The sequence below is a fragment of the Pacificibacter marinus genome (assembly GCF_018860505.1).
Lineage (GTDB): Bacteria > Pseudomonadota > Alphaproteobacteria > Rhodobacterales > Rhodobacteraceae > Celeribacter > Celeribacter marinus_B.
In genome coordinates, this window is sequence record NZ_JAHKPU010000013.1 from 18,065 (window position 1) to 37,981 (window position 19,917).

At 52.4% G+C, this 19,917-nt stretch carries 21 protein-coding genes and 1 tRNA gene; 3 read left to right on the forward strand and 19 right to left on the reverse strand.

Translation table 11 applies throughout. The features are described 5' to 3' along the window. Positions 1-13: 13 nt before the first annotated feature. The gene (locus tag KO503_RS02340; protein ID WP_215989994.1) at positions 14-193 is read right to left on the reverse strand and encodes a DUF3553 domain-containing protein; all 180 of its coding nucleotides are present in this window, start codon (positions 191-193) and stop codon (positions 14-16) included. 40 nt (positions 194-233) lie between these two features. Here KO503_RS02340 and KO503_RS02345 point away from each other — a divergent pair, with 40 nt between their 5' ends. Then, positions 234-833: a histidine phosphotransferase family protein gene (locus KO503_RS02345; RefSeq protein ID WP_215989995.1), complete on the forward strand. Its 600-nt coding sequence runs from the start codon at positions 234-236 to the stop codon at positions 831-833. Positions 834-933: 100 nt separating this feature from the next. On the opposite strand, the gene KO503_RS02350 is transcribed toward KO503_RS02345, so the two are convergent. The 8 genes from KO503_RS02350 to KO503_RS02385 all read right to left on the reverse strand — a co-directional run bounded on the left by KO503_RS02350 (position 934) and on the right by KO503_RS02385 (position 7,775). Continuing rightward, on the reverse strand, positions 934-2,199 hold the full coding sequence (locus tag KO503_RS02350) for a glutamate-5-semialdehyde dehydrogenase (RefSeq protein ID WP_252730911.1): 1,266 nt from the start codon (positions 2,197-2,199) through the stop codon (positions 934-936). Further along, the gene (gene proB / locus KO503_RS02355; RefSeq protein WP_215989996.1) at positions 2,196-3,296 is read right to left on the reverse strand and encodes a glutamate 5-kinase; all 1,101 of its coding nucleotides are present in this window, start codon (positions 3,294-3,296) and stop codon (positions 2,196-2,198) included. Before proB ends, KO503_RS02350 begins: the two co-directional genes overlap by 4 nt. Then, positions 3,284-4,330, reverse strand: coding sequence for a GTPase ObgE (gene obgE, locus KO503_RS02360; protein WP_215942922.1), 1,047 nt, complete (start codon positions 4,328-4,330; stop codon positions 3,284-3,286). The genes proB and obgE overlap by 13 nt, the downstream gene beginning before the upstream one ends. Positions 4,331-4,377: 47 nt before the next feature. Then, the gene (locus tag KO503_RS02365) at positions 4,378-4,887 is read right to left on the reverse strand and encodes a GNAT family N-acetyltransferase (RefSeq protein WP_215989997.1); all 510 of its coding nucleotides are present in this window, start codon (positions 4,885-4,887) and stop codon (positions 4,378-4,380) included. Positions 4,888-4,931: 44 nt separating this feature from the next. Then, positions 4,932-5,489, reverse strand: coding sequence for a GNAT family N-acetyltransferase (locus KO503_RS02370; RefSeq protein ID WP_215989998.1), 558 nt, complete (start codon positions 5,487-5,489; stop codon positions 4,932-4,934). A 209-nt stretch (positions 5,490-5,698) separates the two neighbouring features. Beyond that, a complete protein-coding gene (rpmA, locus tag KO503_RS02375; RefSeq protein WP_215989999.1) occupies positions 5,699-5,968 on the reverse strand; it encodes a 50S ribosomal protein L27 in 270 nt (89 codons plus the stop codon). Between the two features lie 22 nt (positions 5,969-5,990). Then, complete coding sequence (locus tag KO503_RS02380) at positions 5,991-6,629, reverse strand: 50S ribosomal protein L21 (protein WP_215990000.1); 639 nt, start codon at positions 6,627-6,629, stop codon at positions 5,991-5,993. A gap of 288 nt (positions 6,630-6,917) precedes the next feature. Beyond that, the gene (locus tag KO503_RS02385) at positions 6,918-7,775 is read right to left on the reverse strand and encodes a DUF2059 domain-containing protein (protein WP_215990001.1); all 858 of its coding nucleotides are present in this window, start codon (positions 7,773-7,775) and stop codon (positions 6,918-6,920) included. A gap of 208 nt (positions 7,776-7,983) precedes the next feature. Between KO503_RS02385 and KO503_RS02390 the strand changes: the two genes are divergently transcribed. Further along, positions 7,984-8,073 (forward strand) — tRNA-Ser (locus KO503_RS02390). A 659-nt stretch (positions 8,074-8,732) separates the two neighbouring features. Then, complete coding sequence (locus tag KO503_RS02395; protein ID WP_252730912.1) at positions 8,733-9,431, forward strand: YoaK family protein; 699 nt, start codon at positions 8,733-8,735, stop codon at positions 9,429-9,431. 44 nt (positions 9,432-9,475) lie between these two features. Here KO503_RS02395 and KO503_RS02400 read toward each other — a convergent pair whose 3' ends face one another. From KO503_RS02400 to KO503_RS02445, 10 genes are all read right to left on the reverse strand, one after another. Further along, the gene (locus tag KO503_RS02400) at positions 9,476-10,261 is read right to left on the reverse strand and encodes an IclR family transcriptional regulator (RefSeq protein ID WP_215990002.1); all 786 of its coding nucleotides are present in this window, start codon (positions 10,259-10,261) and stop codon (positions 9,476-9,478) included. Positions 10,262-10,359: 98 nt separating this feature from the next. After that, positions 10,360-11,319: a substrate-binding domain-containing protein gene (locus KO503_RS02405; protein ID WP_215990003.1), complete on the reverse strand. Its 960-nt coding sequence runs from the start codon at positions 11,317-11,319 to the stop codon at positions 10,360-10,362. A 94-nt stretch (positions 11,320-11,413) separates the two neighbouring features. Further along, the gene (locus KO503_RS02410) at positions 11,414-12,688 is read right to left on the reverse strand and encodes an ABC transporter permease (protein WP_215990004.1); all 1,275 of its coding nucleotides are present in this window, start codon (positions 12,686-12,688) and stop codon (positions 11,414-11,416) included. A 14-nt stretch (positions 12,689-12,702) separates the two neighbouring features. Then, entirely contained in the window at positions 12,703-14,256 is a 1,554-nt protein-coding gene (locus tag KO503_RS02415) for a sugar ABC transporter ATP-binding protein (protein ID WP_215990005.1), read from the reverse strand. A gap of 457 nt (positions 14,257-14,713) precedes the next feature. Continuing rightward, entirely contained in the window at positions 14,714-15,553 is an 840-nt protein-coding gene (locus tag KO503_RS02420) for a fumarylacetoacetate hydrolase family protein (RefSeq protein ID WP_215990006.1), read from the reverse strand. A gap of 27 nt (positions 15,554-15,580) precedes the next feature. Next, positions 15,581-16,327 (reverse strand): SDR family oxidoreductase, encoded by a 747-nt coding sequence (locus KO503_RS02425; protein WP_215990007.1) that lies wholly within the window; start codon positions 16,325-16,327, stop codon positions 15,581-15,583. A gap of 165 nt (positions 16,328-16,492) precedes the next feature. Continuing rightward, positions 16,493-17,560: a hypothetical protein gene (locus KO503_RS02430; RefSeq protein ID WP_215990008.1), complete on the reverse strand. Its 1,068-nt coding sequence runs from the start codon at positions 17,558-17,560 to the stop codon at positions 16,493-16,495. 4 nt (positions 17,561-17,564) lie between these two features. After that, positions 17,565-18,269, reverse strand: coding sequence for an RlmE family RNA methyltransferase (locus tag KO503_RS02435; RefSeq protein WP_215990009.1), 705 nt, complete (start codon positions 18,267-18,269; stop codon positions 17,565-17,567). Positions 18,270-18,434: 165 nt separating this feature from the next. Beyond that, the gene (locus tag KO503_RS02440; protein WP_215990010.1) at positions 18,435-18,875 is read right to left on the reverse strand and encodes a TerB family tellurite resistance protein; all 441 of its coding nucleotides are present in this window, start codon (positions 18,873-18,875) and stop codon (positions 18,435-18,437) included. Positions 18,876-19,017: 142 nt separating this feature from the next. After that, complete coding sequence (locus tag KO503_RS02445; RefSeq protein ID WP_215990011.1) at positions 19,018-19,890, reverse strand: NAD(P)-dependent oxidoreductase; 873 nt, start codon at positions 19,888-19,890, stop codon at positions 19,018-19,020. Between the last annotated feature and the right edge of the window lie 27 nt (positions 19,891-19,917).

The following is a 19,917-nucleotide window of genomic DNA, read 5'->3' on the forward strand; positions in this document are numbered from 1 at the left end:
AACCATGACGAGATTAATTAAACACCGGAAGGAGAGCGACGCGACGACTATCAATAACAACTTTGCCAACCTGTGCGAACATCACTGTCAGTTTGCCATTGATATTGGATTGAACCTGCCCCTCGCCCCAATCCTCACAGTTCGGATGGCGCACGATCTGACCTGGTTCAAGCATAGCATTTAAATCGTCCATCGCAGTACTTTCCTATGTTAGCCCCACTTTTGGAGACACAATGACCAAAAAATTGACCCGCGACATCGCCGCCATGATCGGTTCTCGAATCTGCCATGATCTTATCAGCCCTGTCGGCGCGATTTCCAATGGCGTTGAATTGCTTGGCATGTCTAGCGGCCCCACCAATCCCGAACTCAGCCTTATCGCGGAAAGCGTCGACAATGCAAACGCACGTGTAAAGTTTTTTCGGATCGCTTTTGGCATGGCGTCTTCTGGCCAAGTGACCGGTCGTATGGAAATGGTGTCGATCTTGCAAGCTTTGGAAACCGCGCGTTTAAAATACGAGTGGCATCCAGAAACCGATATCTCGCGCGACGAAGTTAAACTCGCGTGTTTGATGGTACTTTGCATTGAAACCGCGATGCCGCGTGGCGGGGTGATCAAAATCGGCAATGATAATGGCCAATGGTGCATCGATGCGCGCGCCGACCGTCTGGACCCCTCTCCTGACTTGTGGGCTCGATTGGGTGCCACCGCCACCGCAGATGGTTTAAAACCATCAGAAGTTCAGTTTATTTTGGCCCCACTGCAGGCAGAGCTGCTCAACAGACACATCACGGCCCAAAGCCAAGAAGGTATGTTGCGCCTCATGGCCTAACCCCGTTTGTGTCCCGTGATCTTGTCCTCCCCAAGGTCACACAAAAGGCGCGCCCTCCAGCGCGCCTTTTTATATTCAGAAAAGACAGGGGTTTGTCAGATCATTTGCGCGTTGCGCCGTCCGAGGTCACCAAATATTTGAACGAAGTCAATTGCTCAGCGCCCACAGGGCCGCGCGCGTGCATCTTACCTGTTGAAATACCGATCTCGCCGCCCATCCCAAACTCACCGCCATCCGCGAATTGCGTCGAAGAGTTGTGCATCAAAATCGCGCTATCAATCCGCTCAAAGAACTTGGCAACATTGTCAGCCGTCTCGGAAATGATGCAGTCGGTGTGAGATGACGAATACTGATGGATATGCGCAATAGCGCCGTTGATATCGTCAACAACCTTGGCCGCAATGATGGCATCAGCGTATTCACAGCCCCAGTCGTCTTGGGTTGCAGGCACAACGCCCGCAATGGATTGCAAGGTCTCGTCACCACGCACTTCGATGCCAGCTTTCATCAATGCTTGGATCACATCCACACCAAGAGTATCCGCTAAGTCTTTATGAATAAGCAAACATTCTGCTGCACCACAAATACCTGTGCGGCGCGCTTTAGCGTTGACCACGACGTCCATCGCTTTTTTGGGATCGCTTGAGGCATCCATGAACACATGCACGATGCCCTCTAGATGCGCAAACACCGGCACACGCGCTTCGCGTTGCACAAGACCCACAAGCCCTTTACCGCCGCGTGGCACGATCACGTCGATATAATCTGTCATCGACAGCATTTCACTGACCGCCGCACGATCACGGGTCGGCACACGTTGGATGGAATCGGCAGGCAGGCCTGCTTTGACCAACCCATCGACGAGACAGTCGTGGATCAAGCCTGAGGAATGAAAACTTTCAGATCCACCGCGCAAAATCACCGCATTGCCCGCTTTCAAACATAAAGCCCCTGCATCGGCAGTCACATTGGGGCGCGATTCATAGATCACACCGATAACGCCCAAAGGCGTGCGCGTACGTTTGATGTGCAAACCAGAGGGCATATCCCATTCAGCAATCACATCGCCGACAGGGTCTTTTTGCTCTGCTATGGTGCACAAAGCCTCTTTGATCCCAGCAATGCGATCTTCGGTCAGCAACAACCGATCCAACATCGCATCACTCAGGCCCTTGTCCCGACCAAAGACCATGTCTTTTTCGTTTGCAGCAAGGATTTCATCACGGCGGGCCCAAATGGCCTCTGCCGCGCCGATCAAGGCCGCGTGTTTGGTTTCGGCTGTTGCATAAGCCAATGTCGATGAAGCCGCTTTGGCCCGTTTGCCGATGTCTTGCATCAGTTCGGTTATGTTAACGTCTTTAGTCATAACACCATATCATCCCTATGAATCATTGCGGCTCGGCCTGAGTGACCAAGGATCGCTTGAATATCTTGTGTCTTGGCCCCTTTGATGGCCTGGGCTTCGTCAGATGTATACCGCGTCAGTCCAAGTCCGACACGAACCGCATCTGGCCCCACAATCTCAACAGGTTCACCACGGCCAAATTGGCCCGACACCTCAGTGACACCTGCAGGCAACAAAGAGTTGCCCTTGTTCAACGCATGGATCGCGCCAGCGTCCACTACCAAAGTCCCTTTGGGTTTCATCGCGCCAATCCAGTTTTTGCGCGCCCTTTTGGGATCAACAGACGGTAAGAACCATGTTGCCGTCGCCCCATTGTCCAATGCCTGAAGCGGACGGTCAACAGCCCCTTGGGTGATGGCCATCGCACAACCGCCCGCCATCGCCGTTTTGGCAGCTAAAATCTTGGTTTTCATCCCGCCCTTGGACAGACCTGAAACGGGATCGCCAGCCATATTTTCGATTTCAGGCGTAATTTCAGAAACCTGCGCGATGTGTTTTGCCGTTGGGTCTGTATTCGGATTGGCGGTGTATAGCCCGTCGATATCAGACAAAAGCACCAAGGTATCAGCGTCGACAGTGACCGCGATTTGCGCTGCCAAACGATCATTGTCGCCATAGCGAATTTCATCGGTGGCAATCGTGTCGTTTTCATTCACGACCGGTACAACACCAAGCGCCAAAAGCGCCTCAAGAGACGCACGGGCGTTCAAATAGCGGCGGCGATCTTCGGTGTCGTCCAATGTTAAAAGCACCTGTGACGCGATGATGCCATGCGCATCAAACGAATCTTGATACGCCCGCGCAAGACGAATTTGCCCCACTGAAGCGCAGGCCTGTGATTGCTCAAGCGGCAGGTCTTTGACGGGCAATTTCAGCACGCCACGCCCCAAAGCGATAGAGCCAGAAGACACGATGATCACATCCATGCCACGGGCCTTAAGCATCGCCACATCTTTGGCCAAGCCCGTCAGCCAAGCTTTGCGAAGATCACCGGATTCGACCAGTAAGGCCGATCCGATTTTTATGACAACGCGTTTTGCATCTTTTAAGGTCGCCACGATGTTTCTTCCTCATCGCCTCCGTCGGCTTGTTTGGTGCGCAAACGGTCCATCGAAATCTCAGCCTTTAATGCCCGCAACACTGTATCCACCCCGTCACGACTGACGCCGGACATGGTATACACGCGTCCGCCTGACGCTTTTTCAAGTGCTGCTGTTTTCTCGGCAATTTCTTCTTCGGTCAAGCTGTCAACTTTATTGAGCACCGTGATGCGCGGCTTGTCACCCAGCTCATCGGCGTAATTCGAAATCTCGCCAATGATCACGTTGTAATCATGGGCCACATCCTCAGATGTGCCATCCACAAGATGCAACAGCACAGCGCAGCGCTCAACGTGACCAAGGAACAGATCGCCAAGTCCACGCCCCTCAGAGGCGCCTTCGATCAGCCCCGGAATATCGGCGACCACAAATTCTGTATTGTCGATCCCCACAACACCCAAATTCGGGTGCATGGTCGTGAACGGGTAATCGGCCACTTTGGGACGTGCATTTGATGTCACTGACAAAAACGTCGATTTACCGGCATTTGGCATGCCCAAAAGCCCCGCATCCGCGATCAATTTCAGGCGCAACCAGATCGTGCGATCGATACCCTCTTGCCCCGGATTTGCGGTTCGCGGCGCTTGGTTGGTCGAAGATTTAAAGTGCAAGTTGCCCCAACCGCCGTTGCCGCCTTTGATCAAAACGATCTTTTGGCCAACTTCGGTGATGTCAAACAAAACAGTTTCTTGGTCTTCATCCATGATTTCAGTGCCCGCAGGCACCCGCAGATAGATGTCTTTACCGTCTTTACCGGTGCGATTGCTGCCCATGCCGCCCTGCCCGTTTTGGGCAAAGAAATGCTGCTGGTAGCGAAAATCAATGAGGGTGTTGAGACCGTCAACGGCTTCAACAATAACGCTGCCGCCGCGTCCGCCATCACCGCCATTTGGACCACCATATTCGATGTATTTCTCACGCCGAAACGATACACAGCCGTTGCCGCCTGAGCCGGATCGAATGTAAACTTTGCAAAGATCGAGAAATTTCATGTGGTGATCCTTTCAGATCGAAGACTTAGCCTGCGTTGGCGGCAAATTCAATGTGCCTTATGCGCGTGATAGCGCGTGGGCGTAAGGGTTAAAATGCGCGTTTTCACCTCTTTATCCCGTGCTTTCGAGAATTTACAGGTGATTTCGCGCGGCTCAAAGCCCAAGGCGGTCAGAATGGCCTTTGAACCCGTGTTGCCCAAAAAATACGATGAGGTCAGCGTGTCGCCATATTGCCCCATCCAATGATCAACGACCGCATTGGCCGCCTCAGACATGTATCCCTGACGCCAAAACGGTTGCCCAAGCCAATAGCCGAACTCGGTACCGACTTCGACACAGCCCATAAATGCACCAGTGTCGCGCGAAGTAATCGCAAAGCGCCATGGGTTGCTCAGCGCGCCGATATACCAATGTGCCTCGACAATCGAATAGGGAAAGCTGACGCGCGTCAACCAGCTGCTCACGTCAAGATTGTTGAGCAGGCGCACAAGATCAAGCGCATCATCGCCCCGTAAAGGGCGCAGGATCAGTCGTTTGGTGGTTAATATTTGGGTCATCGGGGTCGTCCTTGGTTTTGGCGACCCCGTTTTGGCTCAAGGGGTCAGTCGAGCTTGCACACATAGGTCCATGTCGGGACCCGCGCGCCGCGTGAGACACTGAAGGTTTCAGCATCTCCAAGGTATTCAAAGCCTGCATTTGTTACAACGCGGGCCGAGGCTTGGTTGTCTTGGAAAATCTCGGCGAACATGGTTTTGTCCCCCAAAGGATTTGCTGCAACCAGTGCCTTTAGCGCCGATGACGCAATGCCAGTGCCCCAAAACGACGGAGCGACCCAAAAGCTGACCTCGGATTGGTCGCGCTCAAGCGGCTTCAACTGCATCACGCCCAGAACTTCGGACAGGCCCGCGGCCTCGCCATCGATGATAAAGGTGTGCAATGGCACAGCCGGATCAAGAGATCGCGCGATGAAGGCCTCAGTCGCCCCTGGTGGCAATGGGTGCGGTAAAGACCGTGACGCGTTCGCCACGCGCTTGTCGCTGGCATAGAGTGACAACAGCCCCACATCAGAGGACTTCGGGCCACGTAAAGTAAACCGGTCAGCCTCAATAGTGTCTTGTGTCACTTTCAAATCGCGAACGATGGTGTGATCTAATTTCATATCTCTCCTCCTCGAAGAGTACCTCAAAACAACGCCACCCCTCCCAAGGGGCGCCTGCGGCGAAGGACGTTTTCACATAGCCGTATAGCTAAGCAATTTTAACATTCGTTAACGTACTTGGTGTGGCAGGTAAAAAATCACAAGCCCCACACAGAAAAAGGGACCGGCCCGAAGGCCGATCCCTTGAATTTTAAACCATCAAGGTCGGCTTATTCAGCGGCCTCTGCCACTGGAAGCACAGAGATGAAAGTCCGTTTTTTCAAGCCCTTGTGAAATTTCACAGCGCCGTCAGTCGTTGCAAAGATTGTGTGATCTTTGCCAAGGCCAACGCCTTCACCTGGGTAGAATTTCGTACCGCGTTGACGCACGATGATGTTGCCTGCGATTGCAGCCTGACCACCGTAGAGTTTAACGCCGAGACGACGACCAGCTGAGTCGCGACCGTTGCGGGATGAACCGCCTGCTTTTTTATGTGCCATGGTGTGCTCTCCTTAACTCTACTTACTTCGCCAAAGCTTTGGCTTGATCAATCCAACCTTCGCGCTCGATACGGCCTTTGAAAGACAGTTTCTCGCCGAATTCTTCAACGTCCGCTTCAGTCCAAGCTGCAACTTGAGCAAAGCTTGTCACGCCAGCAGCGTGCAATTTTTTCTCAAGAGCAGGACCAACGCCTGACAGTTGTTTCAGATCGTCTGCGCCAGCGGCCGCAGGGGCAGCTTTCGGAGCAGATTTTTTAGCAGCCGCAGCTTTTGGAGCAGCAGGTGCGCCAGAACCGTGGGCTTCTTTACGAGCAAGGCTTGCACCGATTGCCGCTTTCACGCCAGATGCGTCCGCACCTGTTTCAAGGATATCCGTGATGCGCAACAATGTAAGCTGCTGACGGTGACCCTTGGTACGCTTGGAAGAGTGCTTACGACGACGCTTAACGAAGTTGATAAGCTTTTCGCCTTTGATCTGGTCGATCACTTCAGCTTGGACGCCAGCGCCCTCTACCAAAGGGGCACCAACAGTGGAACCCACCATGAGAATCTCGTTGAACTGGATTTTTTCACCAGCTGCGACAGCAAGCTTTTCTACACGCAAAACGTCACCGCTTTGGACTTTGTATTGCTTACCGCCAGTTTTCAGAACTGCGAACATGCAGTCGTCCTTTCAATATACCCGCGTTTTTTGGTCCCTTTGCCAATCAGTTGCCCGATAAGCGCCAGCGTTTGTTACCTCAAACAGCGCGTCCCTCTGTGGGGACGAGATTATCTAAACCCATTGACTGGGGCCTATCTTGCGACAGGGTTTTCCCAAAACAATAGCGCTCGGTCGTACCTATGGCACGCCAAGTGGCGCGTGTATCAAGAATCTCATACTATAAGTCAAGCTGCGATTGGGTTTATTGCCGTGCTTATTGCTTAAAACCGTACAAAGCGCCTTAGATCACAATTCTTGCCCATCAAACGTCTGGATCAACAGCGCTGTCCCTGCGCCAAGCCCGCGCGCAAGATCGGCATAGACATTGTCGAAAGCCGTAAAGACAGCCGTGTTCAACGCCCGCCCAGCATCCGATTTGCCAAAGTCGATGTAGGCATCAAATTCGTCTTCATCAAGTGGCTGATAGGCCAAGGCGGAAAACCCGTAGACCCATTCCATCACCTGCGCGCGAGCTTCTGGTTCGCCAGCCCAAACCTCGCGCATGATATCTGCCTCACTCAACCCCATACCCTCTTGGGCCCCAGCGCTGAAACCTCGAAAATAGGCGATATCAGAATTCATCGCACCAACGACATTCAACTCGATCAAATCATTGGAGGTCACATAATCTTCGATCAATTGCGCGCGCTGACTTTGGGGGTCCAGCTCTTCCCACATATCGCCAGCGGCACTCAGCACCGCATCATCTGTGATCGCCTTGCGTGCATCCAGCTCAAGATCAGCAATTTCGCGCCCCAGATCGCTTTCATAAAATGCTACGATAGGATCCAAATCGGTGCGACCAAAAGCTGTTTCCAACTCAATACGAAAGGCCTCATGCATCGCTTCCTCGTTATACAGCTTGGAGATCATACTGTCCCAAGCATAGCGCGGCATACCGAGATCGATATCGGGGGTGTCGTCAGCCATACTGCGCCCCTCGTCCGCCAAAAGCGCGATCACTTCGGGAAACTTCATCAAATTCATCAAGCGATCAATCGGCGCGGCAGCCAAGGGCGCGCTTGTTATACACCAAAGAACAACCGCCCCCCCAAGAGACCGCACAGAGATATCGCTAAGCTTCGCAGCGTTAAGATTGAGCATGTCCGCCCCTTCTAAAATGAATTTATGACCAATAGGTAAGCAAGCTCGGGCTCTTTTCCAAGGGTCGTGGCCATTTCTTACAAGAGCACACAATATAGTGAAACTCTTCTATGTGATTGATGCAAACAAGTCCTGAACAACGCCAATTCGCGAAAACCTCTTGCACCGGCATCACAGCAGCGCTAATCACCCGCCACCACACCACCGCGGAGAGGTGCCGGAGTGGTCGAACGGGCCGGTTTCGAAAGCCGTTGTGCCTTTACGGGTACCCAGGGTTCGAATCCCTGTCTCTCCGCCATTAACTTCTAAATCAATGACTTAAGGATTCGAACAGCAAGTGTGAGACAAAGTTGAACACACGTTCATGAAGCTGTCAGCCTACCTTTTCCATCAAGACACAGCGTCTGCTATTTCAGGTGGCCATTGCCTATAGCTGTGGATACCTCTCGTAGGTCTCTCAAGGTATCGCTAAGAACCAAATGTCCTGATAATGCTAACGATCTCGCCCGAGATATTGCAACCTGCGGGTGATTGGTTCGGGATAACAAGACGCTGGCAAGGCTCAGGCAAGATCAGATGCGGTTGATCTAAAGAAAGTCTTGCTCGCCCTACCCGCCATCCGCAGCACGAGACCTGAAACCCGTGACCTGTCGCGCACAGAAGCCATAGCAGTAACGGGTGTTAAGAAGATCACAGGTAAGACTGTCAGCAACTATATCGGCACATACCGTCGTTTTTGGCACTGGGCTAGAAAAGTCTCGTCGCATTCGAGCGAAAGGTGGCTTAAACGAGAATTTGGAGCAGCACTAAAACGCAACAGGTCCAATACCCGCAACGACAGTCGTTCGGCGCAGGTTTTGGCCTTCGGCGAAAGACGGGAATGTGAAAAAGGCCTTAAATGGCAGTTGTGCTGACATGAGAGCACTGCCATTCTTATAGACATAGCTATGAGGAATAATGATGCTCATTAAAGTTGGTGATGCCCGCACCTCAACGATCGATCTGGTTCTGGCAGGCCTTTTGTCGTCGGTCGCCGGCGCCCTGAACGCCGTTGGCTTCCTGATCGCGGGGTCGTTCACCGCAAACATGACAGGAAACATCTCGGCATTTGCTGACCACATTGCGAATGGCGCGGTCTCTGTTGCGTTTTCTTTTTTGGGGCTGGTTGTCGCCTTTATCTGCGGCGCAGCTATGGCAGCCCTAGCAATTCAAGCTGGCGAAAGACGGCATGTCCGCTCAGTCTATGCGTTCGCAATTGCCGCAGAGGCCATCATACTTGTGCTGGTCGGCGCCACACTTATTCTGTCATCGACCGCAAGGCCCGAAATCTTTCTGGTCATTGCTCTCAGCTTTGTTATGGGGCTTCAAAACGCTGTGACGACGATGATTTCGCGGGCACGGGTCCGAACGACCCATGTGTCGGGAATGGCGACAGATATCGGAATAGAATTGGCGGCCTTGGTCGGAGGGGAAGCATCGCGGCGCGAAGCTGCGCCAAAGCTCTGGCTGCACAGCCTGACCCTTGCCTGTTTTGCCGGCGGCGGTTTTTGCGGCGCGCTCTTGTTTCAATTTATCGGAAGCTGGCTTTTTATATTGGCCGCACTCCTATTACTGATCATCGCCCTGCCAGAAGCCTTTCGCGCACACCGGACCTGAGCATTCCAACAGGGCCGTTTGTTGCCCGTGGACAAACGATTGGTTCAGGCCTTTGATGCGCTGGTTTTATAGGTAAGAGACGGCATCGAGATATCAATTCGTCGCCCTAAGGCTTGAACAGCTGACGTCAAATGCGTGGCAATATCCGGAACCGTGTTGGGCCGCACTGCCGTCTCAAACAGCGCGAGGGTTATTGCAGCGATCGGGATGCGCGGCTCACTTATGCACACAGGCGCAGAGAGTTCCAAAACCGAATGCACATTGGGGTTGGGCGACAAGATATAACCCTGAGTGTTAAACTGCCCCTCAAGCGTTTTCAGTTGTTTCAAATCAGCCTGTTGCAGGGTCTCGGTTGATTTGTCCTGTTGCCCTGCCAGCAAGCAAGCTGCGGTTCCCGACCCTGCGAGATCGGTTCGAAAGCCGACTTGCAAAGACAGACCATAACTTTTTTCTGCATCGTTATTTGCGATCACCAACATCTGATTTTCATCCAAAACGGATAAATGGGTTGAAAGGCCTGTGTCGCTGGAAAGCTGTTTCAAATAGGGGCTGGCAATCTCTGCCAATCGGCTATTGAAAGACCGCGGTGAGCCAATGACGGACATTCTGTCGGTCAACGTAAAGGTGTCACGATCAAATCGTTGGATATACCCGCGCTCTTCCAAAACAATCATCATTCGAAAAATTTCGCTCTTGGATCTATCTATCCCTGCCGCAACTTCAGACAGTGTCGGCTTGAAATCAATGAGCGACAGGAACTCAAGAATATCCAACCCTTTTTCTAGGGCAGGAGCAGAGTATTTCTGGAGTTTTCCATCATTTTTAGTCACGCGCCGCTTTAACCACTCTTGTCGTTTATCTTGCCGTCTATCGCCAAATAAAATAACCGAGATGGCCAGAAAAACCTCCAGCCATCTCAAAAGGCCTATTACTTCAGACCGTTACGCACAAGTATTTCATCCGCGTTCTCAGGCGTAATCGCCTCAGTTCCCATAACGATTTTAGCGGGCACCTCTTCGCCAGCGAGATGTTTCAACGCTTGACGCAACCCTTCTGCACCCGGTGTCGGATACAAGAATGTTGCAGCCAATTCGCCATTTGAAACCCAAGTCACGCCCTCGCCTGGCAGACCGTCAACACCTAGGAAGATGATATCATCGGCACGTCCTGCATCTTTTGCCGCAAGATAAGCACCGTATGCCATCGGATCGTTATGACCATACACCATATCGATGTCTTCGTAATTGCGCAGGGCCGTTGACATGATGTCATAGGCTTGGTCCTGTTTCCAATCACCAGACTGACGATCCAGCAAGAAGGTCACGCCCTCCTCGCCCTCAAAGGCGGCATGGAAAGGATCCGAACGCTCGAACGTTGCCTGAACACCAAGCCCTCCGAAAATTTCGACGATATTGCCTTGTGCCTTGCCTGCGCCGCCAAGAAGTTCCAGCGCGTATTCGCCAGCCGCCACACCAATCAGCGAGTTGTCACCACCGATCCACTGCACAAATTTGTCAGTGTCAACGTTGCGATCCAAGACAAACACAGGAATACCCGCGTCGGTCGCTTGCTCAACGATACCTGTTAGGCCCGCAGATTCCTTTGGTGAAATCAGAATCGCGTCAACTTCTTGACGGATAAAGTTTTCCATATCTGCGACCTGCTTGTCAGTCCGGTCATTTGCATCTGCAATTAACAACTCGACATTGTCGTGCAACTCAGCTTCGGCGCGCAGGTCTTTATTGAACTGGACGCGCCAAGGTTCAGCTGTCGTGACCTGACTGAAGCCAATCACATAGTCTTGTGCGACTGTGGCTGTTGCGGTGAGTGTGGTTGTCGCCAACAGGCTTGCGGCCAGTATGGCCTTGCCAAAAGATCTTCTTTCCACGAGGTTCCTCCCTATCATGGATGCAGCACGATTGCTGCGTTTGGTGATTGCTCCGATCCCTGATGCCGTCCAAATGCAAAGGGATCGGGGCGCTTTATTGCTTGCTCAATTTATGTTTGAACCAAGCGAACGTCCCATCAATGCGGCCTTCTTGCAGCAAAACGGCCGCCACGATGATGATCCCTTTCAGGATAAGTTGTGTGTTACTGTCGATGTTATTGAGTTGCAGAACATTGCTCAGGAACCCGAAGATCAACACACCGACAAGCGTGCCTAAAATCGCGCCGCGCCCCCCCATCAGGCTTGTCCCCCCAATGACAACCGCCGCAATCGCGTCCAGCTCTAAGCCGATACCCGCATCCGGTTTCCCTTGCCGAAATTGTGCAACGTAAAGCACGCCAGCGAGTGTCGCCAAGGCACCGGCAATGGAATAGGTCGCAATCTTGATCCGCCCCACATCAATACCAGCAAGCCGCGCAGCTTCTTCGTTGCCCCCGATGGCCAACAAGTAACTCCCGAATGTCGTCAATCGGGTTAACATGAAAAAGAACAGTAATACGCCCAAGAATATGACACCTGGGACTGGTAAGAACCCCCAAAGCAAAGTGCGTAACACCTCAAAGCTCTCAGTTGCGTTGCTGCCTGTATACACGGGATGTACTGCGGTATCTTGACCTGCGACAACCCGCGCCAAGCCCAAGGCGCCGACCATCATCGCCAAGGTGACGATGAACGGTTGCAAGCGTCCGTAGACGATGATTGCCCCATTCATTGCCCCCATGATTGCGCCCACACAAGGGACAGCGATCAAAACAGCAAGGACACCAAATTTCGGCGCCATTTGCCCCGCAAGCCAAATCATAACAAGCGCGCCAATGGCGGCAGCGATGCCGATAGATGTGATTTTAGTGGCCTGTGACGGCGCGTACTCTTGTGATCCCTTACCTTTGTGTTTCAGAATAAAAAAGATCAACGAAAAGGCACAAAATGCTATGACAACACCAGTCGCGGGGATAGCAAACGTACTGGCAGCCGTCCAACCAGATTGCGTCAGAAGCATCGCGCAGATAACTGTTCCAAGCGCCATGAGCGACCCCACGGATAGGTCGATACCTGCGATAAAGATGACCATCGTCATCCCAACCGCAACAATACCAGTGACAGAAACCTGACGCAGAACATCCGTCAAATTGCCGATCGATAGAAAAATATTGTTGCCCTTTGACGTCATGGGCGATGTCATTGCCCCAAAGGCAAGCAAAACGATAAGACCCCAGTATAATTTTGTGCGGGCCAATACCTTTAACAGCACACCCGCTAGGGATGACGACTTCATGTTTTCGGTTTCGGAGGCGTTTGTTATGCTCATTTTATTCATCTCTTTCACTCAAACCGCATCGCAAGTTCTTTGATGGACTCCACAGACATTTCGTCGGCGGTCAGTTCACCTGTTATGCGCCCCTCGCAGAGCACAATCATTCGATCACAAACGGCGAGGTATTCAGGGATTTCAGAACTCACAAAAAGCACCGACAATCCGCTATCCGCCAATTTTCCAATCAAGTCGTAGATTTCTTCTTTGGCCCCAATATCAATGCCGCGCGTCGGCTCATCCAGCAGCAGGACATTTGGATTGGTCGCAAGCCACTTGCCCAAGACAACCTTTTGCTGATTGCCGCCGCTCAAACGCCCAACAATATGATCGGGTCCCTGCGCGGCAATCCGTAATTTTTCAATCGCCGATTTTGCCTCGACTGCTTCCATGCTGGGGGACTTCAATCCAAAGCGTGTTTTAAGTGGCAAGAGTGGCAAGGCTATGTTGTCGCGAATATTGCGTTCCAACAAAAGCCCGTTTCCCTTTCGATCTTCCGTGATTAAGGCAAGACCTGCCGCGACGCCTGCCGCAGGTGTACTGGGCCAGACATGGTTGCCGTTGATTGTGATCTGCCCTGACGCTGGCAGCCCGCGTGCCCCGAACAGCGTTTCAAGCAACTCTGTCCGGCCAGCTCCAAGCAATCCCCCAATCCCAAGAACTTCACCTTTGCGAAGCGAGAACGAGACATCCTCTAAAAGGATGCGGTCGCCTTGTTTCAACATCATATCTTCGACTTGCAAAACCACCTGAGCACTTGGGAGTGTCTTGCGCTCAACCGATACGATTTCAACCGACCGGCCGACCATCATTTCCACCAGTTCAGCGGGGGTTGTTTCAGAGACACTCTTTGAGCTGATCATGTCACCATCACGCAAAACGGTCACCTTGTCAGAGATTTCAAAAACTTCATCCATGCGATGCGAGATATAAATAACGGCCACGCCCTCAAGCGCCAAGTCGCGCACGACCTCCATCAAAATGTCCGCTTCGGTTTGAGACAGCGCCGATGTCGGCTCATCCATGATCAGAACCCGCGCATCCATAAGCAAGGCGCGAGCGATCTCGACGAGTTGCTGTTCGCCCACCCGCAAATCTTTGACCGGCTTGTCCACATCAAGGGTAAAACCGAACCGCGCCAGAGCAGATTTCGCTTTCTCGCGCAAACTTTTGCGATCAATGAAAATGGAATTACGGACAGGCTCATGCCCTAACATCACATTTTCTGCGACGGTCATTTCAGGCACGAGGCTCAATTCTTGATGCATGATCACAATGCCGTGCGCTTCAGCCTCGCGCGGCGACATCAGTGTCAAAGCCTCACCGTCGATTGTCATCGTGCCACTGGTTGGCTGTTGGACGCCACTGATAATCTTAACAAGCGTGCTTTTGCCCGCGCCATTTTCGCCCATCAATGTATGGATTTCGCCGCCGACGATCTTGACCGAGACGTCGCGCAGAACAGACACATCGGAAAACGTCATTCCGATGTTAAACAACTCCATCTCAACCTTGCTTTCAGCAGGCTCTGCCGCTGCCCGAACAGCGGTTGTCGAGTCTAACATTTTCCCTCCCAAAGCGCTCTCCCTGCGCCTCCGTTTCATATACAAAACAATTTCACATACAAAGCGCTCCTGTCAAGAGAGGATAAAAAAACAAAAAGAACCGCACGCCTTTTAAGCCTACACCAAGGGATGGAATGACAATTAAGAGCTTGATAAGTATAAGTTATATGTCAGAATATCGAAATTAGATTTACATCCAAAAAGCGTTAACTTCTGAAATATCAAGGCACATTCATGCACAGTTACATATTTCACCACAACTAAAGTTCGTTGATACAAAATGTAAAACAAGCGCGAGCCAAACATCTATTTCTACGACGATTTGCTCATAATTCCCGTAGCAGCTCGGCATCACCTATATTAATATCGCTAAAATATCCGTTTAAATCAGGGTCTCGTTGGCAATAAAAAAGGCCGCAGAAACCTGCGACCTTTTCATTTAAGCATTGCTGAAAAACTAGATATCTTTGACACACACTTGTTTTTGCGTGCCCAGTTTTTCGATCCCAAGCTCAACAACATCACCTTCTTTCAGGTATTTCGGCGGGTTGAAGCCCAGGCCAACACCAGGAGGTGTACCTGTAGAAATGATGTCACCAGGGTGCAACGTAAAGAATTGCGACAGGTAAGAGACCAAGAACGGCACACGGTAAACCATCGTGGACGACGAACCATCTTGCATACGTTCGCCGTTAACATCCAACCACATGTGTAGATTGTCAAAATCGCCAACCTCGTCAGGCGTGACCAACCAAGGGCCAGTTGGGCCGAAATTATCTGACGATTTGCCCTTGGACCACTGACCGGAACGCTCAATTTGATATTCGCGTTCGGACACATCATTGATCAAGCAGAAACCTGCAACGTGGTCCATCGCATCGGCCTCGTCCACGTATTTGGCTTTTTTACCGATCACAAAGCCCAACTCGACTTCCCAATCCGTTTTGGTCGAGGCGCGCGGAATGATGATGTCATCGTTCGGGCCACAAATCGCTGAGGTGTATTTCGCGAAAATCACTGGCTCAGGCGGCACTTCCAGACCAGATTCAGCAGCATGATCGGCATAGTTCAGACCGATACAGATGAACTTGCCAGTGCCACCAACACAAGCGCCATAACGCGGATTGCCTTCAACAAGCGGCAATGTGGTTGGGTCGATGTCTTTGAGCGCGCTCAGATTCACCAAAACGTCACCCGCGATATCAGCCACATGTGCCGACAAATCACGCAACGCGCCGTCTGCGTCAATCATCCCAGGTTTTTCAGAACCGAGGTCCCCGTAACGTACAAGTTTCATAGTTTTTCTTCCTCAAATAGTCGTCTTTTAAGCGGTCCAGCCGCCATCGATGATGTGCTCTTGGCCCGTGGTGAAATTCGAATCGTCCGATGCGAGATAGGCCACAAGGGCTGCGATTTCTTCAGGTTTGCCGATGCGCCCCATAGGTTGGCGTCCGATAAAGGCGGCCAGTGCGCCCTCATAATCGCCGGTATCTTTCAGGCGTTGGTGCAAAGACGGGCTGTCCACTGTACCGGGGCAAATCGAATTACAGCGAATGCCTTGTGTCACGTAATCCGTGGCAATCGCGCGTGTCATGCCTGCAACTGCTGCTTTTGACGCGCTATAGGCCAAACGGTTTGCGGGGCCAGTGATCGGGCCCGCGACCGAAGACATATTGATAATTGATCCGCCGCCGTTCTCCAACATCGCAGGCAAAAAGGCTTTAATCATGCGAAACTGGGCTTTGGCATTCAATTCGAATGCAAAGTCCCATTCATCTTCGGGTGTGTTCAAAATATCGCCAGAATGCACGATGCCGGCACAGTTGAACAACACGTCAACCGCGCCCAAGTCCTGCGCCAAAGCCGTAACGGCATCACCATCCAAGACATTCAAAACACGCGCATCGATTCCATCAACGGTGTTTAGATCTGCCACAAGATCTGCGTTGATATCGGTGGCAATCACTGTCGCCCCCTCAGCGGCCATGCGTTCAGCCGAAGCCCGCCCGATCCCTTGGCCAGCAGCAGTCATGATCACGCGCTTGCCGCCTAAACGGTGTTGTAAATTCATAGAAATCTCCCTTTTCAAAACGCACAACAGACGTCAACCTGTGATGCATCACTTTGGTATACCATTTTGAAGGCGAGATAATCAGATCGCCGCAATCTTGTCCATGCAAAGCGAAAGAAATCATCAAAAATGGCGAAACTAAAAGGAATGACCCTAGGACAAGACTTACAGGTCAAAGAACCCCAGATCGAAAGGCACATCCAGTACAGCGCCATCCAAAGATGTCAGCTGCAGCCCCGTCTTGGACGGCGACACCTTACCAACGCCAGCCCATCCAACGGGACGCGGCACAACAGCAATCGCATGACGGACTTGGGTGCGCAAATCTGGGCGCAGTGTCAAAGTGGTCGCTGCGCCCTCACGTGCAATCGGATTGTCACTTGCGGCTTCATCAAGCGTTGCAGCCCCAGCGCAACAGCCGTCTTCAATCCCCAGAACGCCCGTGTGCCGTCCGCTCCACGGCGCGTAATCGCGCCCGCCGTTGGATTGCCACATCATTGTCACAGGCATCACGCGGGGGTCTTTGATGAACAGCACGATGTCATCTTCGGCAAAACGCGTCACTGCGGTCCAGCCAAAATGCGCGTTATCCGCCTCAACCAGCGTCACGAAATCCTCATGACCTGTCTCAGACGGGTAGCGATGCAAATCGATATAGCCACCATCCGCGCTTGGAAATGCGGACAGATCCGTGGCGCGTGCGGGATACCCGAACCGATGCGCCTCCTCCAACGGGGCTTGCGGTGTGATCGCAGCCTTCTTGGGCGAAAATCCGATATGCCCACCCGCCACCAGATGCAGCATGGGATGATGCGAAAACGTCAAAGCCCCCTGCCCGCCAGTGATGACATGTGCTTGATATAAAACAGAATGTCCTGCAATCACACGTAATTCTTTGGTGACACGCGCCCCAAAAACATCGCGGTTCAGCGCAAGCTTTAGCACCGCCATATCATCGTTTTCAGCGCGTAACACTGGTGACCATTCGGAATTTGCCGTCCAGCCGTGGGGCGGAATATCTGCGATCCCTGAACCACCAAAAGGCGCACAAAAGAAATCGCCCGCCAGATGCGCGTCTACTGGGGCTTCGGCCTTGTGCGCGGCATCCGTGCCGACCCAATGCGCAGTGTGCAAAATATCGCGCCCAGACACTGAAAGCGTGCGAATATTGCCAATAGAAGCGTCCAGTGCGACAGAGACGTCACCTGCCCCGATGCGCACCCAATCATCCATGCCCTCAGCCCTTAAACCCAGTTGCAACAACAAATTTTTCAGAACTGTCCGACCGTGATGCTGGCGGTTTGACATGCATCACTTTGGTAAAACGCTGTTTGAGAACCCTTTGCAAATCGCCCTCAGCCCCGCCCGCAAGCACCTTAGCCACGAACGTTCCACCCTCTTCCAACACGTCGAACGCAAAATAGGCAGCAGCTTCGCACAGCGCCATGATGCGGTTGTGATCGGTTTGTTTGTGACCAGATGCAGAAGCCGCCATATCGGACATCACAACATCTGCCGCGCCGCCAAGCCATTTTTTGGTTTTAATATCGGCATCATCTTCCATGAAATCGAGCTGGTGGATTTCTGCGCCCGCAATCGGTTCGACCTGTTGCAAATCGACCCCCAAAACAAAGCCGATGCGTTTGCCTGACTTTTCACCCAAAGCGTTCACACGTTTGACAGCGACCTGACACCAGCCTCCCGGCGCACAACCCAAATCCACCACCCGCGCGCCTGGCACGAGAAAGCGGAATTTGTCGTCCAGCTCAAGGATCTTATAGGCCGCACGGCCACGATAGCCATCGGTCTGGGCGCGTTTCACGTATGGATCGTTCAACTGGCGCTCAAGCCAAAGCGTAGACGACAGCTTGCGCCCGCGTGCGGATTTCACTTTCACCCGCAGGTCACGTTGGCCGCGCCCAGATGATTTCTTGTCAGCCATGTTCATAAATTCCCGTATTTGGAGGCCTTATAGCAGCAACGCATACCAATAGGAAAGCACAGGGTTTGGCCCAAAGATCACGTTTTGGGGCATAAATGTCGATTTTGTCGCCGGTTCAACACTGATGAACCCAATTAAATAGCTTTAACGGGCCAGCGTAAAAGCCTAGCCACGCGCAGCGACTTGCAACTCTTTAGCACGCTTAGGCGAGACACCAAGGACGGCTTCGATCTGATGCAACAGCTCGTCTTCCTCATCGTGTTTAACACCATCGGCATAAACCACGGCCCAAAGCGCGCTCAATGTGGCTTCTTTTTCATGCGCACTGATTGCGTCTTTGACGATCTCTGTCATCTCGGCCGTGTCTGGCATCTGGGATTCCAACTTTTCGCAGGACGCCCGCAGTTTAGCAGCCTCGATCGGGTTCAAACCAAAACGCTGCGCCAAGACCTTATCGATCACTTGAATTTCTTCGAATAGAATCTTTTTATCAGCCTTGGCCGCCCGCACCAAAAGCGCCCCCATAGCGTGCTGGGCATCTGCCTCTGGCAGTGGTGTTTGATAGGTTTTCGCATGACCAAGAAGCGAGAGCAGGTTTTCGAACATAGTGCGTCTTCCAATTCAATGATGATGCCACGCTAACAGCGCGCCGCAGATCATGCGAGCAAAATGTCGCGCATGTGATGTTGCGTCACCCACGTCTCGATACCGAACAGGCCCGAAAGCGAATAAAGGTGACGCAGATCAGTTAATCAAAGGCTTTGAGACGTTTGAGTAAGCTTGAGGTGTCCCAACGACCACCGCCCATTTTCTGCACGTCTTTGTAGAACTGATCAACCAAAGCCGTAACCGGTAGGCTTGCACCTACGTCATCGCCTGCTTCCAAACAGATCGCCAAATCTTTGCGCATCCAATCGACAGCAAAGCCGTGTTCATAGTGATCGGCCAGCATGGTTTTGTGACGGTTGACCATCTGCCAGCTGCCAGCCGCGCCACCAGAAATCACATCGACCAAAGCCTCACCATCAAGACCGGATTTTTCCGCCAAATGCAGCGCCTCGGACAGACCTTGAACCAAGCCAGCGATGGCGATTTGATTGCACATCTTGGCGGTTTGTCCTGCGCCAACCTCGCCCAAACGCTTAACAATTTTGCCGTAGGCTTGCATCACAGGTTCTGCGGCAGCGTAATCAGCATCCGAGCCGCCACACATCACAGACAAGACACCATTTTCAGCCCCAGCTTGGCCACCAGAAACGGGCGCATCGACATAACCAATGCCCATCTCAGCTGCCACGGCTGCCAATTCACGGGTCACCTTGGCGGAAACTGTCGTGTGATCCACAAAAATCGATCCTTTGGACATGCCAGAAAAAGCCCCATCTTCCCCTAAGCAAACAGAGCGCAGATCCTCGTCATTGCCCACGCAGGCCATCACAAAATCGCAACCTGCTGCTGCTTCGCGTGGCGTCGGTTGTGCGGCCCCTTTATGGGTGTCCGCCCATGTTTGCGCTTTTGCGGGGGTGCGGTTGAAGACGGTCACGGAATGATTGGCGGCGACCAAGTGCCCCGCCATCGGAAATCCCATAACCCCAAGTCCCAAAAATGCTACAGTCGCCATGGCTTTTTTCCTCTGACTATATGTGGT

Excerpts from the sequence above, each read along its gene's own strand:
- KO503_RS02340 (WP_215989994.1), bottom strand. The coding sequence starts at position 193 with ATGGACGATTTAAATGCTATGCTTGAACCAGGTCAGATCGTGCGCCAT.
- KO503_RS02345 (WP_215989995.1), top strand. The coding sequence starts at position 234 with ATGACCAAAAAATTGACCCGCGACATCGCCGCCATGATCGGTTCTCGA.
- KO503_RS02350 (WP_252730911.1), bottom strand. The coding sequence starts at position 2,199 with ATGACTAAAGACGTTAACATAACCGAACTGATGCAAGACATCGGCAAA.
- obgE (WP_215942922.1), bottom strand. The coding sequence starts at position 4,330 with ATGAAATTTCTCGATCTTTGCAAAGTTTACATTCGATCCGGCTCAGGC.
- KO503_RS02365 (WP_215989997.1), bottom strand. The coding sequence starts at position 4,887 with ATGACCCAAATATTAACCACCAAACGACTGATCCTGCGCCCTTTACGG.
- KO503_RS02370 (WP_215989998.1), bottom strand. The coding sequence starts at position 5,489 with ATGAAATTAGATCACACCATCGTTCGCGATTTGAAAGTGACACAAGAC.
- rpmA (WP_215989999.1), bottom strand. The coding sequence starts at position 5,968 with ATGGCACATAAAAAAGCAGGCGGTTCATCCCGCAACGGTCGCGACTCA.
- KO503_RS02380 (WP_215990000.1), bottom strand. The coding sequence starts at position 6,629 with ATGTTCGCAGTTCTGAAAACTGGCGGTAAGCAATACAAAGTCCAAAGC.
- KO503_RS02385 (WP_215990001.1), bottom strand. The coding sequence starts at position 7,775 with ATGCTCAATCTTAACGCTGCGAAGCTTAGCGATATCTCTGTGCGGTCT.
- KO503_RS02395 (WP_252730912.1), top strand. The coding sequence starts at position 8,733 with ATGATGCTCATTAAAGTTGGTGATGCCCGCACCTCAACGATCGATCTG.
- KO503_RS02410 (WP_215990004.1), bottom strand. The coding sequence starts at position 12,688 with ATGAGCATAACAAACGCCTCCGAAACCGAAAACATGAAGTCGTCATCC.
- KO503_RS02415 (WP_215990005.1), bottom strand. The coding sequence starts at position 14,256 with ATGTTAGACTCGACAACCGCTGTTCGGGCAGCGGCAGAGCCTGCTGAA.
- KO503_RS02420 (WP_215990006.1), bottom strand. The coding sequence starts at position 15,553 with ATGAAACTTGTACGTTACGGGGACCTCGGTTCTGAAAAACCTGGGATG.
- KO503_RS02425 (WP_215990007.1), bottom strand. The coding sequence starts at position 16,327 with ATGAATTTACAACACCGTTTAGGCGGCAAGCGCGTGATCATGACTGCT.
- KO503_RS02430 (WP_215990008.1), bottom strand. The coding sequence starts at position 17,560 with ATGGATGATTGGGTGCGCATCGGGGCAGGTGACGTCTCTGTCGCACTG.
- KO503_RS02435 (WP_215990009.1), bottom strand. The coding sequence starts at position 18,269 with ATGGCTGACAAGAAATCATCTGGGCGCGGCCAACGTGACCTGCGGGTG.
- KO503_RS02440 (WP_215990010.1), bottom strand. The coding sequence starts at position 18,875 with ATGTTCGAAAACCTGCTCTCGCTTCTTGGTCATGCGAAAACCTATCAA.
- KO503_RS02445 (WP_215990011.1), bottom strand. The coding sequence starts at position 19,890 with ATGGCGACTGTAGCATTTTTGGGACTTGGGGTTATGGGATTTCCGATG.